Annotated in this window: 14 protein-coding genes; 6 read left to right on the top strand and 8 right to left on the bottom strand. The window is 54.0% G+C overall.

All coding sequences use genetic code 11. The features are described 5' to 3' along the window. Nucleotides 1-51 precede the first annotated feature (51 nt). Nucleotides 52-219 carry a twin-arginine translocation signal domain-containing protein gene (locus V7775_RS10230; protein WP_335751799.1) on the bottom strand — a complete coding sequence of 56 codons (168 nt, stop codon included), beginning with the start codon at nt 217-219 and terminating at the stop codon, nt 52-54. A 99-nt stretch (nt 220-318) separates the two neighbouring features. Between V7775_RS10230 and V7775_RS10225 the strand changes: the two genes are divergently transcribed. After that, nucleotides 319-1422 (top strand): pyridoxal phosphate-dependent aminotransferase, encoded by a 1104-nt coding sequence (locus tag V7775_RS10225; RefSeq protein WP_335751798.1) that lies wholly within the window; start codon nt 319-321, stop codon nt 1420-1422. A gap of 53 nt (nt 1423-1475) precedes the next feature. Beyond that, entirely contained in the window at nt 1476-1652 is a 177-nt protein-coding gene (locus tag V7775_RS10220) for a hypothetical protein (RefSeq protein ID WP_335751797.1), read from the top strand. Nucleotides 1653-1659: 7 nt separating this feature from the next. Here V7775_RS10220 and V7775_RS10215 read toward each other — a convergent pair whose 3' ends face one another. Continuing rightward, on the bottom strand, nt 1660-2868 hold the full coding sequence (locus V7775_RS10215) for a pyridoxal-phosphate-dependent aminotransferase family protein (RefSeq protein WP_335751796.1): 1209 nt from the start codon (nt 2866-2868) through the stop codon (nt 1660-1662). Nucleotides 2869-3011: 143 nt separating this feature from the next. On the opposite strand from V7775_RS10215, the gene V7775_RS10210 reads away from it, so the two are divergent. Further along, the gene (locus V7775_RS10210; protein WP_335751795.1) at nt 3012-4889 is read left to right on the top strand and encodes an ABC transporter ATP-binding protein; all 1878 of its coding nucleotides are present in this window, start codon (nt 3012-3014) and stop codon (nt 4887-4889) included. Between the two features lie 78 nt (nt 4890-4967). Here V7775_RS10210 and V7775_RS10205 read toward each other — a convergent pair whose 3' ends face one another. After that, nucleotides 4968-5645, bottom strand: a complete 678-nt coding sequence (locus tag V7775_RS10205; RefSeq protein ID WP_335751794.1) for a TIGR04283 family arsenosugar biosynthesis glycosyltransferase — start codon at nt 5643-5645, stop codon at nt 4968-4970. A gap of 75 nt (nt 5646-5720) precedes the next feature. On the opposite strand from V7775_RS10205, the gene ygfZ reads away from it, so the two are divergent. After that, a complete protein-coding gene (ygfZ, locus tag V7775_RS10200; RefSeq protein ID WP_335751793.1) occupies nt 5721-6467 on the top strand; it encodes a CAF17-like 4Fe-4S cluster assembly/insertion protein YgfZ in 747 nt (248 codons plus the stop codon). A 55-nt stretch (nt 6468-6522) separates the two neighbouring features. On the opposite strand, the gene efp is transcribed toward ygfZ, so the two are convergent. Then, on the bottom strand, nt 6523-7086 hold the full coding sequence (gene efp / locus V7775_RS10195) for an elongation factor P (protein ID WP_335751792.1): 564 nt from the start codon (nt 7084-7086) through the stop codon (nt 6523-6525). A 218-nt stretch (nt 7087-7304) separates the two neighbouring features. On the opposite strand from efp, the gene V7775_RS10190 reads away from it, so the two are divergent. Next, a complete protein-coding gene (locus tag V7775_RS10190) occupies nt 7305-7625 on the top strand; it encodes a DUF6280 family protein (RefSeq protein ID WP_008228933.1) in 321 nt (106 codons plus the stop codon). Nucleotides 7626-7676: 51 nt separating this feature from the next. On the opposite strand, the gene V7775_RS10185 is transcribed toward V7775_RS10190, so the two are convergent. Continuing rightward, a complete protein-coding gene (locus V7775_RS10185; RefSeq protein ID WP_335751791.1) occupies nt 7677-8252 on the bottom strand; it encodes a cobalamin biosynthesis protein CobQ in 576 nt (191 codons plus the stop codon). A gap of 63 nt (nt 8253-8315) precedes the next feature. Between V7775_RS10185 and V7775_RS10180 the strand changes: the two genes are divergently transcribed. Further along, nucleotides 8316-9776: a cobyric acid synthase gene (locus V7775_RS10180; RefSeq protein WP_335751790.1), complete on the top strand. Its 1461-nt coding sequence runs from the start codon at nt 8316-8318 to the stop codon at nt 9774-9776. Nucleotides 9777-9779: 3 nt separating this feature from the next. On the opposite strand, the gene V7775_RS10175 is transcribed toward V7775_RS10180, so the two are convergent. From V7775_RS10175 to V7775_RS10165, 3 genes are all read right to left on the bottom strand, one after another. After that, nucleotides 9780-10904: a hypothetical protein gene (locus V7775_RS10175; RefSeq protein ID WP_335751789.1), complete on the bottom strand. Its 1125-nt coding sequence runs from the start codon at nt 10902-10904 to the stop codon at nt 9780-9782. Between the two features lie 180 nt (nt 10905-11084). Then, a complete protein-coding gene (locus V7775_RS10170; protein WP_335751788.1) occupies nt 11085-12524 on the bottom strand; it encodes a TolC family outer membrane protein in 1440 nt (479 codons plus the stop codon). 83 nt (nt 12525-12607) lie between these two features. Then, nucleotides 12608-13261 (bottom strand): protein-L-isoaspartate O-methyltransferase family protein, encoded by a 654-nt coding sequence (locus V7775_RS10165; RefSeq protein ID WP_335751787.1) that lies wholly within the window; start codon nt 13259-13261, stop codon nt 12608-12610. Nucleotides 13262-13285: the final 24 nt, after the last annotated feature.

Here is a 13285-nt window from a genome sequence, read left to right as displayed (position 1 = left end):
GACGCAGCCAAACAGAGCGAAAGCCATCACGCCAGCAAAACGTGGCGGCACTTACCGTGGGACAAGACGCTCAACCGCGCGCATCATGCCGAGGCTTTTGTCATAGGCCAACGTCAGGATCCGGCGCATTGGCGGTTTGGCTATCGTGACGCCTACACCGCGCAGCGCACCTGCTGCCGCTGCTGTTCCGATAAATCCACGTCTTGTGAGGTTGGCCATGCCAATTCTCCAGTTTTTGCGATCCATTCTCATATATGAACCTCATTGCTGATTTTCAAGGGCTTGTCCCAAGGCGCGCGCTTGCATTAACTACGCATCATGACAAATGCACGCCTTACCCCGCTCGCCCAATCCCTACCTGCTACGGTTCCGTTTGTGGGCCCCGAAACCCAAGAACGCGCGCGCGGTGCTGCCTTTGACGCACGATTGGGGGCCAATGAAAACGTGTTCGGCCCGTCGCCCCGCGCGATTGAGGCAATGGCCGTTGAAGGCCAGTGGATGTACGGCGACCCTGAAAGCCATGATTTGCGCGTTGCCCTTGCGGCCCATCACGGTTGCAGGCCTGACAACATCGTTGTTGGCGAAGGTATCGACGGTTTGCTGTGCTATCTGGTTCGCCTGATGGTTGGGCAGGATGATGCTGTTGTAACATCGGCCGGAGCATACCCGACGTTTAATTACCACGTAGCGGGATTTGGCGGTGCATTGCACGCCGTGCCTTATGTGGATGACTTTGAAGACCTCGCCAGCCTGTTTGCAAAAGCCGCTAAAGTGGATGCAAAACTGGTGTATCTTGCGAACCCTGACAACCCGATGGGCAGCCACCATAGGGGCGAGGATATCGCGGCTGCTATGGATGCCTTACCCGCCGGATCATTGCTGATCTTGGATGAAGCCTATGTGGAATGCGCGCCCGAAGGCACGGCCCTGCCTTTACCTGCGGATGATCCACGCGTGATCCGAATGCGTACCTTTTCCAAAGCTTACGGAATGGCGGGCGCACGGGTTGGGTATGCCATTGGTCATCCTGACCTCATTTTGGCCTTCAACAAGGTTCGCAATCACTTTGGTATGAACCGCGCTGCCCAAGCTGGTGCGCTGGCTGCCTTAAATGATCAACCGTATCTCGAAACAGTCCTCAGCCAAATCGCTGATGCACGCACACGCATTTTTGAGATTGCAAAAGCCAACGGTCTTACGCCCCTGCCCTCAGCCGCCAACTTTGTGACGATAGACTGTGGTAAAGACGCAGAATTTGCCAAGGCTGTTCTGGACGGCCTGATTGCACGCGGCATCTTTGTGCGTATGCCGTTTGTAGCGCCGCAAAATCGCTGCATCAGGATCAGTTGTGGCACAGGTGACATGCTAAATGCACTCGCCAAGGCCTTGCCCGACGCATTGGCAGATGCAGAAAAAGGCTGACGAAATGGAATCCTGCGTTACCTTGATACAAGATTGTACCAAGGATTCTGATGATGAAGAACACGCAAGGCAGCGCACCTAACTATAAACAGACCTGCATTGTCATGTTCGGCGTTAATGTCGCGTGGGTCTTTTTTGTGATCTGGGCAATCTGGGGGCTGATCGCAGTGGCCTGCACCGGATGGTGCATCAACCGCGCAATCAGCCTAATTGCTTCCAAACAAGATTAACCGCGGGCTAGTGCCCCGCGATCACCTCCGCTGCTGCGTCTAACGCGCCCGGTCCATACGCGATGCCAAGGCTCGACATGCCCGCCTGCATACCGCCCAACAACGCCATGATCATCTGACCGTTCACATGGCCCATGTGCCCCAGACGGAAATAAGCATCGCGGGCCGGATCATCCGGTTCGGCCATGCCCAGCCCGATGCCTAACGTAAGGCCCAGCTCGTTTTCCACCCAATTCCGCAGGCGCGTGCCATCGTTTCCGCTCAGACGAAGCGAAGTAACCGCAGTACTGCGATTGGCCCGATCAGTAATGTTCAGACGTAGATCGCCACCAGTCGACCATGCCTCACAGGCGGCCCAAATTGCGCGCGCAAGCACCGTATGGCGCGCCCATACCTGTTCGATCCCCTCAGCGTGGATCATGTCCAACGCGGTTCGCAGGCCATACAAGTGATGCGTAGGAGCTGTGCCGTTAAAGAACTCCCACAGTTCTGTACCAGTGCTGCGCGGCGTCCAATCCCAGTAACGGCTGACACGCGGCATTGCATCGCGAACAGCCTGCGCGCGGTCGTTAAAGAACACAAACGAACACCCGGGAGGCACCATCAGCCCCTTCTGGCATCCCGTTACCATCACATCCACGCCCCAATCGTCCATCTCAAAGCGGTCACATCCCAATGAGGCAATGCAATCTGCCATCAACAAGGCCGGATGCCCTGCTGCATCCAATACCCCGCGCACGCCTTTGATATCGTTGATGACCGAACTTGATGTATCCACATGAACGGCCAACACGGCCTTGATCAGGTGGTCCTTATCCTCAGCCAGTGCTTGGGCAATGCGATCAAGATCCATGGGGGAAGATTTGCCAAAATCGAGTATCTGCACATCTCCACCGATACCCTCGGCCATTTCAGCAAATCCATGGCCGAAACGTCCCGTCGCCGGAACCAAAACGCGTTCACCTGGTGCAATGACGTTGCTGAGTGCAGCCTCCCAAGCGGCATGGCCATTACCGATGTAAATTGCCACATGGTGCTGGGTGCGCGCGACACGCTTAAGGTCGGCTATGATGCCCGGCATCATGTCTATCAATTCACCAGCGTAAATATTAGGCGCAGGGCGATGCATCGCCTGCAAAACCGCATCAGGCATTACTGACGGACCGGGGATGGCTAGGTACCCACGACCATGGGACAGGTTCGGCCTATTCGTCATACGTCTTATTCCTATTTCTCAAACAGTTGCTGGCAGAGTGTTCTCGGCAACCATACCTTGCAAGGACCTGTCGTCAATCACAGCTCTTACTTGCTCCACCGCTATACGCGCATTATGGTTGCGCAACCTGAAAAGGCCCCAAAATGAAAGCCGACCCTCCCATGAGCAACGGACAAACTTATACTTCGGGCGCCCTGATGCGCTGGCTTTGGCGGGACTACCTGCGCCAACATATGGGTAAACTGCTGGTTGCGGTCTGTTTTATGATCCTCGAAGGCGCAAGTCTTGGCGCGATGGCCAAGCTGATGGAGCCTATGTTTGACCGCGTATTTGTCGCAGGCCAGCATTCATGGCTATTGATCGTTGGCTTTGTCTTGATTGGTATTTTTGTGGTCCGTGCGTTTTCTGGCGTTGCCCAAAAAGTGCTGCTCACCCGAATTGCCCAACGCTCTGCTGGAGACATGCGGATCGATTTGCTCAACCGGATGATGCAACAAGACGGCGCATTTCACCAAACGCACCCCCCCGGATTTTTGATCCAACGGGTTCAATCGGATGTAAACGCTGTCGGCAATGTCTGGCGCGCTGTCATTACGGGTGCGGGACGGGACTTCATCGGACTGTTGGTACTTCTCGGCGTCGCGATATCAATTGATCCAATTTGGGCGCTACTGGCCTGTATCGGCATCCCTGTGATGGTACTACCTGCCGCGTTCGCGCAGCGTTTTGTGCGCAGTCGTGCCCGCGAAGCACGTGATCTAGGTGCCAGCCTGTCCACGCGCCTTGACGAGGTCTTTCATGGCATTGTCCAAATCAAATTAAACGCTCTGGAAGAGTATCAATCCCGCCAATACCGCGACATCACAAAACAATTTGTCTCAACCGAAGTGCGCACAGCATTCGGCAGCTCAGCCATTCCCGCAATGATCGACATCATTTCAGGTGTGGGTTTCATGGCTGTGATCCTCTACGGCGGTTCCGAAATCATCTCTGGTGATAAAACCATCGGCCAGTTCATGACCTTTTTTACTGCCATGGGGTTCACCTTTAATCCGCTGCGCCGTCTTGGCGGCATTAGCGGTCAATGGCAGATTGCTGCCGCTGCCCTTGAGCGGATCAAAGAGCTGATGGATGCACCACTTCACCTCACGTCTCCAGACAATCCAACGCCAGCACCACAAGACAATGCTGATATCACATTAAACAACGTGACATTGTCCTTTGGAGAAACCGAAGTCTTGCATGGCCTATCCTTAAAGGCAGAAGCAGGGAAAACCACTGCCTTAGTTGGGGCTTCAGGTGCAGGCAAATCAACTGTCTTTAATTTACTCACCCGCCTGCTTGACCCCTCTTCGGGTAAAGTATGTGTGGGCGGCATTGCGACGACCGAAATGGCAATCCCAGATCTGCGCACGTTGTTCTCTGTTGTCAGCCAAGAGGCGTTGCTGTTTGATGAAACCCTGCGCGAAAACATCGTGCTGGGCCGCCAAGACGTGAGTGATGCAGAGCTGAAAGACGCGCTTGATGCAGCGTTTGTCTCGGACTTCCTGCCGCATTTGGAAAATGGCTTGGAAACACGCGTTGGGCCGCGCGGTTCTGCCCTGTCTGGCGGACAACGTCAGCGCGTCGTAATTGCACGTGCCCTACTGCGCAACACACCTGTTTTACTGTTGGACGAAGCAACCAGTGCACTAGACGCTCAATCAGAACAAGTAGTCCAAGATGCTTTGGATCGTCTATCAAAAGGGCGTACAACGCTTGTCATCGCGCACCGCCTTAGCACCATTCGTAACGCTGATAAGATCATCGTTATGGATCGTGGTCGCGCCGTTGATGAAGGCACCCACGAAGAATTGTTGGAGCGTGGCGGCATCTATGCCGATCTTTATCGCCTCCAGTTCAAGGATGGAAAAACAGTATCTGACCGACGCCGCGGTGTTTTACGCAGGCGCGACGCACCTGCTCCAGAACAACAACCAAACCTGTTGCAGCGCATTGGGCAACATTTCTTCGGGACCTAAACCAAACACTCTGCGAGAACCTTGGACACGGGTCAAACAAATGTAATCGCACCGTTTGGCGCGTCCTTTGGATCGACCCTAGCGGCGATAAGATTGAGCCAACTGTTCCGGCGAAGTTCCGGCAAAGTAGCGTAGCAACAACAACAGGTTTTTCGCCCCCCGCCGGATCCACCCTTGCTTGCGGTACTTGGCCGCTGATGTCACCGCCACACTATCCATCATCTCCAGCTTGCCACGTAACTGGCGTGCAAGTGCGACATCTTCCATTAGGGGTTGGTCAGGATACCCACCAACAGCATTGTATAAATCGCGATGAATGAGCAGCCCCTGATCGCCATAAGGCAGCCCCAAACGGCTTCTCAGATTTGCCCAACCTGCAACAACAGTGGCTCCAATGCCCCGCTGATCAAACGCCAGCATGAACCATCCAGCCGTCTCGGGGTCATTCAATTTCAACCGTGCGGCTTCAGTCCAACCTGCGGCCAAAATTGTATCGGCATGCACGATCAGCACCCAATCGCCCTTGGCCGCATCCACACCGCGCCTTAACTGGCCCCCGCGCGACGCAGGGCCACTCAATACCTCAGCTCCCCACGCCTGTGCCACCGCACCTGACGCGTCAGTTGAACCGCCATCACTCACAATCAACTCACGGATGAGCCCCTGCTCAATCCCCTCCATCAACGCGCCAAGGCACCCGGCAAGAGCGGGCTCGGCATTATAGGTAGGTACAACAACTGAAATTTGCGCCCGCATGACATTCCTCAAAGATGCCCCTGTTACGCGGGACGTGAATTGCTATATTGAAAACAACTCCAAAAGGATACCCCGATGAACGCTCCCTCCCGCCAAATCCTGCGCCTAACAGGCGCTGACGCCCATGATTTCTTGCAAGGGTTGATAACAAATGACATCGCGGGCATCAAAGGCGGTCTGGTCTATGCCGCCATGCTGACCCCACAAGGCAAATATCTCGCTGACTTCTTCCTCAAGGCCGACGGCGACGCCATTCTGCTGGATGTTGATGTTGCGCTCGCAGACATGCTGGTCCAACGCCTTTCGATGTATAAACTGCGCGCAGATGTGCAGATTGAGCGCACCGATCTACACCTTCACCGAGGCCTCCATGAAGCTCCTGCGGACGGGGCTGCTGATCCACGTGATCCTGCACTGGGCTGGCGTGCCTATCGTGAAACACCTCAAGATGATGATGCCGTCGACTGGCCTGCCCTCTATGTTACCCAGATGATCCCAAACTCAGGCACCGAGCTGACCACAGACAGTTTCATCCTTGAGATGGGGTTTGAGCGTATCCACGGCGTGGATTTCCGCAAGGGCTGCTATGTTGGCCAAGAGGTCACCGCGCGCATGAAACACAAAACAGAATTGCGCAAGGGTTTGGCGCGCGTATCCGTCATTGGGGATGCCCCCGCAGGCACGCCGATTACGACTGCGGATGGAAAAGCAGCGGGCACCCTGCTCACCCGTTCCGGCGACGAGGCATTGGCCTATCTGCGATTTGACCGTGCAACTGCTGCGATGGATGCAAATGGCGCCACAGTCACACGCCTTGCCTAAAACGCAAAACGCGGCCCGGTGGGCCGCGCTGTGTTAGCTTCCTAAAAATGTAACTTTAGGCGCGTTCTACGTATTCCATCGTTTCTGTGTTCACGATGATAGCCTCATCCTGCCCTACAAACGGAGGTACACTTACCTTCACGCCGTTGTCCAGAATCGCAGGTTTAAAGGAGTTGGCAGCTGTCTGCCCCTTCACAACCGGCTCAGTCTCGGCAATTTTGCACGTTACCTTCTGAGGTAACGCAGCGTTAATTGCCTCGTCGTCGTGGTATTCGACAACGATCATCATGCCGTCTTGCAAGAACGGACGTCGCTCTCCCAGCAGGTCTGCGGCCAGCTGAACTTGCTCGTATGTGTCCGTATCCATCAGCACCAACATGCCTGCATCTTCATACAAGAACTGCTGATCTTTCTGTTCAAGACGCACGCGTTCGACCTTGTCGGCGCTGCGAAAACGCTCATTTAGCTTGGAACCGTTGCGCAAATTCTTCATCTCTACTTGCGCAAATGCACCACCTTTACCCGGTTTTACGTGATCTACCTTCACAGCGGCCCACAATCCTCCATTATGTTCAAGAACATTTCCGGGGCGAATTTCGTTTCCGTTAATTTTGGGCATGGGCAAAACTCTGTCAAAAGGTTGATGAAATCTTGATCATCCCTATATCTTGCGTAGAAACCACGCGCAAGCTGCCCTGTTTAGTATGCAACCCACAACAAGCCATGCAAAATGATCATGGCAGCCATGCGTTAAAAGGGTATCCGAATCGCTCTTTATCTGTCAGAAGAAACGAACGCCGAAAATGACAAGAGCAAGAATAATGGAAGGACGACGAGTTGAAAGATTTCGTTGATGGCACTGCCTTTAATAACGAACAAGGTAACCGTGCCCGTAAACTGTTTGCAGCCGTAGTACTGGCTGCACTAGACGATGCAATTGCAGATGACAAAAAATATGGCAATGGTCCAGAGCAAATCGCCCGTTGGGCTCGCTCTCGTGATGGTCGCGAAGTACTTAGCTGTGCTGGTATTGACCCGAACGAACGTGTTGTCACCGGATTGATGGACTTTGTTGGCAAAGGTGTACGTACTTCTGTCGCCCTGTCACGCGAAGAATCTGAGCGCCGCAATGCTGCTCAGCAGGCGGAAGCCGCATAAGCGACTTTTCCTAGACTGTTAAAAAAGACGCAGCCGTTTGGCTGCGTTTTTTTATGCGCCAAACACAAAAACCCAAACCCATGTCACGGAAAGTTCTGCTGCCAGCAATAGCAGTACCAGTGACAGAATCTTCCAGCCAGGTCTGAACAGCCAAATCTGGACTGCAGCCATAGCGGCCAAAGCCCCTTCAAGCGGCGCAATCCAATGCGCCCCATGGCCCCTATCCCAATAGCTCAACGGACTTTCATAAATCCAGTGTGACAATGGCCAGAAATGTGCCCGCCCGTCATCGTGATGCAGAGGGAAATCCAGACACAAATGGATAAACCCCGCCCCTGCAAAAGCAATCACCCAAGGTTTGCGCCACCACAATGCCAAGGCAAGCGCGCCACCCCACACAAAAAACGAGTTATCCACGGCAAATATGGTCTGCCAAGTAGTTGAAAAATACAGCTCATCAAACACCACTTGAGGTGGGATACTGAACAAATACAACGCACCTCCTGCCAATAAATACAACGAGACATCAGGCATAAATGCCCCCGCCAACGCCGCCCAGATCAGCGTTGGGTTATTTTTCTTACCCATAATGGCCGCGCCAATCAGCAGATGCGCTGGTGTATTCATGAAATGCCCTTTTCCTCTGCGCCTGTTTGCGCCACTTTGCCCCAAACAGGCAAAGGGCAGAAAATGGCAAAAGCGATCATGATACAAGGCACTGGCAGCAATGTCGGGAAATCCATGATTGTGGCTGGCATTTTGCGCGCATGCAGGGCACGCGGCCTTAATGTGCGCCCCTTCAAACCGCAAAACATGTCAAACAATGCCGCCGTGACATCAGATGGTGGGGAAATCGGCCGCGCCCAAGCGCTACAGGCACGTGCCTGTGGTGTTGATCCCCATACCGATATGAACCCTATTCTACTCAAGCCGCAAACAGCTACAGGCGCCCAAGTCATCGTACAGGGACAAGTTGCTGGCCATCAAGAAGCCCGCGCGTTTGGACAGAATAAAGAAACCCTCATGCCAGCAGTGCTAGAGAGTTTTTACCGCCTTGCTGAGCAATGTGATTTGATCGTGATCGAGGGTGCAGGTTCCCCTGCTGAAACAAATCTACGCGCAGGTGACATTGCCAATATGGGGTTTGCCCGTGCCGCTGGCGTGCCTGTAATCTTGATGGGTGACATTGATCGTGGCGGTGTAATTGCCCAAATCGTGGGAACCCAAGCAGTTCTCGAACCTGAAGATAATGCACTGATCAAGGGATTTAGCGTAAATAAATTTCGCGGAGACCGCAGCCTGTTTGACGCCGGACGTGATGATATTGCTGCCCGCACAGGCTGGCCATGCCTTGGTGTGTTGCCATGGTTTAACCACGCATCACGTTTGCCCGCCGAGGATGTGATGGACCTACCCGCACGCGCACGTTCTGGCGGCGCTGGATTGGTCGTGGCCGTGCCACAGCTCCCGCGGATTGCGAACTTTGATGATCTTGATCCATTGGCCGCAGAGCCATCTGTGGATTTACGCATGATTACCGCAGGCAATCCAATTCCCGCTGATACAGACCTGATCCTGTTGGTTGGCAGCAAATCCACCATCTCTGATCTGGCAGCGCTGCGTGAAGCGGGCTGGGACATTGATATCGCAGCGCACATTCGGCGCGGCGGGCATGTGATGGGCCTATGTGGCGGATACCAGATGTTAGGGAAAACAATCAGTGACGAAGCCGGCATTGAAGGCCCTGCTGGAACCGTTGAGGGGCTGGGGCACTTAGATGTTCACACAGTACTGGAACCTAGCAAAAACCTGCTGCTGCGCGCGGGCGTGCATCTGGACAGTGGTGCAGCGCTCAGCGGATATGAGATCCATATGGGTCAAACGCAGGGCGCCGCCTGCGCGCGCCCTTGGTTGCGCCTTGGTAATACCGACGAAGGGGCAACCAGCGCCAATGGCCGTGTTTTGGGGTGCTATTTACATGGGGTGTTCGCATCGGACCCATTTCGCGCAGCCTATCTTGGGGCGCTAGGGGCTGCCTCAACCGTGGTATTTGAGGATCAAGTTGAGGAGACGCTGGACGCACTAGCAGAGCATATCGAAGCGTATTTTGACCTCGACGCGCTGCTATCAGCCGCGGCCGAAGTCAGCTAAGCCTTACTCCATGTCCTGCGCGGTAAGCGCACGGTGGATTTCACGGCGCACCAATTTGCGCACATTGCGTGTAATCCGCTCGCCCAAAGCACCTTGAAGTTCCGCGCGCACAATCTCGCTTACCAGATCACGCAGCGCTTCTTCATCCATCAGCTGGTCATCAACGCCGAATGCGCTGCCGATCGGAGCCACAGCGGCGGGCGCGTCCTGCTCTTCTTCGATATCACTGGGGTAATCATCGACGTCATCGACCATCGGCGCACCTTTTGCGTCCAACTCAACATCATCCTCCCAAGTCATCGCAGGCACATCAGTAGAAGCCAACTCGTTTTCGAGATCTCCATCAGGCTCCCAATCTTGCACAATCTCCCCTACTGCGGCTTCCAATGCCGCAATCTTATCGGTCAAAGGTATAATTGAGGCCACAGATGGTTCAGCGTCGTCGCTATCAATTTCAGCCTCAACATCCCTTTCAGAATCAAAGAATTTCTCATCCAAAGGCTCATGGGCAACTTCAGGCGTCTGCTCTTCTTCGTCTTCAACGTGGCTTGAATAGGTTTCGTTGTCGTCAACATCCCAGTTCACATCATCATCACTAGAATCGATATCCGAGGAAACGCTGTCTTCCCTCACTTCATGAGAGTCAGATGCAGCCTGTTCTTCCTCATTCCAATACCCTTCATCGCTATAATCACCGTCTTCGAGGCCATCATCAGCCGGCTGTGTCTCAGTTTCGACCGCGTCATGGACTAGCGCTGCTAAGGTTGCCTCATCCGTTTCTGCAACATCTTGTTGAGAGGTCGGGAACAGCATCAGCGGTTCGGCATCTGCGGCCTCAGCCTCTTCCGGCTCGATCCACGTCTCACGCGCTACAGACCCCAAATCCAGCGGAGCATTGTCTGCAATATCTTGGCTTACGGCTACGCGCAGCGCAGGCGTCAATACAAAACGATCTGCCACAGGATCAGCCGCGACCTCAACTTCGGGTGTGCGCTCGGTTTCCGAAACCAGTGCTGGCTCGGATGGCGCGCTACGCAGCCCCGCAAGAGGACGCTTATCTTCGGATACCAATCGGCGGATCGAAGACAAAACATCTTCGACCTCTTCGTTTGTGACGGGTTTGGACATTTTTCACCACTCTCTACTCAGGGGCAAAGATAACCTGCTGCAAAGATTCTCACAATGGGTCGAAAATCGTTTAATAATATAAAATTAGCCGATTGCCTTCACGCGAACTGGCACCATTGAACGCAAAACGGGCCGTTCAGTTATGAACAGCCCGTCGAATAATTGTATGATTTGGAGCGGTTAGTCTTGTTGAAGACGTTTCAGCACTCGATCTAATTGCTCGCCCTGTTTGGATTTTGCACGCGGGCTATCTTTGACCAAATTGTAATATTCTGTAACGTCATACTGCTGCACTGGCAGACGCAAATCGCGCACCGTAAGTTGGCCCGTTGCAGCCAAAACTGCGTAAGAGGCATTATAAACCAAAGTCTGAGCCGAGATACTTGATGCCTCGGCGTCCAGAACTGCCTGCTCGGCATCTAACACGTCAAGCGTGGTCCGCGCGCCCAATGTAGCTTCTTCACGCACGCCGCGGAAAGCAATACGCGCTGCACGTATCTGGCCCTCAGAAGCCTTAAGCGAGGCTTGTGCTGAACTCAGTTGTGCATAGGCAATACCAACGTTCTGTTGGATATCGTGGCGCACCACATGCAAGTTGCCACGCTGCGCGTCACGCTGCGCTTGTGCTCTGCGTACGGCAGAACTACGCGAACCACCCGCACTAATAACACCCGCTGCATTCAACCCAATCGAAGCACCGGCGCTAAAGCTGCTGCTGTCGAGGTATTCACTTGTCGACAAAACACCTTGCGCTGTCACGGTTGGCCTCTTTTCTGCCTCAGCACGTTTGATCGCCAATTCTGCAGCAGACACCTGATGTTGAACCGCACGCATGCTGGGATGACGGCGTACTGCAACGGCTTTTGCCGATGCAACATCACGTCCAAGCTTGGGCAGGTTTGGGGGCCGGGACAAACGGCCAGGCTTGCGACCAATCACATTGCGATATTCCTCAATTGCGATGGCAAGGTTACCCTGTGCAGACGCTAAGCCGCTGTTTGCCTGCGCCAGCTCTGCTTCGGCCAATGCGACATCCGTGCGGGTAACTTCCCCCACTTCAAAGCGGTTGCGCGCTGCACGCAATTCTTGCGTAAGCACACGTACGTTGTTTTGACGCAGTGTCACAAATTCGGTGGTTTCGATAACGCCCATGTAGGCCTGAACGCCGCGCTGAAGGACTTGCTGCTCGATCCCAATCAACGTCTGGCGGGTTGCCAAAACTGTTTCTTTGGCAACTTCAACACCCAAGGTGGTCGCACCACCATCATAGATCAGCAACTCTGCGATCAACGATCCCGAAGCTATCAAACTATCATTGTCAAACGCACCTGACGTTGTTGACGTTCTAGCGCGACCATAACTTTGGGTAATACTAGCAGTCCAACGCAAAACAGGTTCAAGCAATGCGCCAGCTGCAGCGATATCTTCATCCGCAGCGCGCAGTAGCGCTCGGTTTTGCTCCAAAAGGCCTGAGTGATTATACGCGCTAACCAGTGCATCAGCAAAGGTATCTGCCCTTGCTGATGTTCCGGAAAAGCCAGTCATGACCACTGCCGCAGTGACCAAACAGCTCATTCGAATGACGCGATCTGCCTTCTGCTTAATCTCACCGAATACCATTTCTAGTGCCCCTAAACATTGCCAAGCCGCATCGGACTTAGTCTTTATTTTCAATGATAAACGCCAAGTCGGCGCACATTTTCTTAAAAAGTAAACGACATCTCTTTGCCGAAGCCTGGCAATACTGGTGCAGTTGCGTTGAACGCCAAGCGCCAACTGATGTGCCCATCGCGTTTGGACCCCAAACGCACCTCACCCAGTACGCCCTCCATAAAGAGCGCGACAATCCGTCCACCCTCCTTAAGCTGGTCCGTCAATGCATCAGGCAAAGCAGTCACGCCTCCCTCAACGATGATAACGTCATATGGACCATGTTGTGCGGCGCCTGAAATGAGTTCACCTGTGTGAACAACCGCATTGTCCGCCCCCGCAGCAACCAGCGCATCTTGCGCCTCATGTGCCATGGCCTCATCTTGCTCTACTGCAACAACAGCTTGCGCCATGCGGGCAATAACTGCGGTAGAATATCCCATTCCACACCCGACATCCAGCACCAGCTCATCACCATCGATAGCCAAAGCATCCAGCATTTTTGCCAATGTACGTGGCTCAAACAGCATTCGCCCCTGCCCCATATCGAGGTTTTCCCCAACATACGCAGCCTCGCGGCGCGTTGCAGGAACAAAATCTTCGCGTGCTACGGTCAGCATCGCGTCAATGATGGGGAACTTTGTCACGTCTGAAGGACGCACCTGCGTGTCGACCATCATTGTGCGTCTCTTGGAAAAATCCGTCATGGGAATGCTCGTTTATACAGAATC

It is taken from the genome of Sulfitobacter sp. (assembly GCF_036960155.1).
In the GTDB taxonomy this organism is placed as follows: Bacteria; Pseudomonadota; Alphaproteobacteria; order Rhodobacterales; family Rhodobacteraceae; genus Sulfitobacter.
The sequence above is the reverse complement of the archived record's forward strand: the minus strand, read 5'-3'. Positions and strand labels throughout refer to the sequence as shown.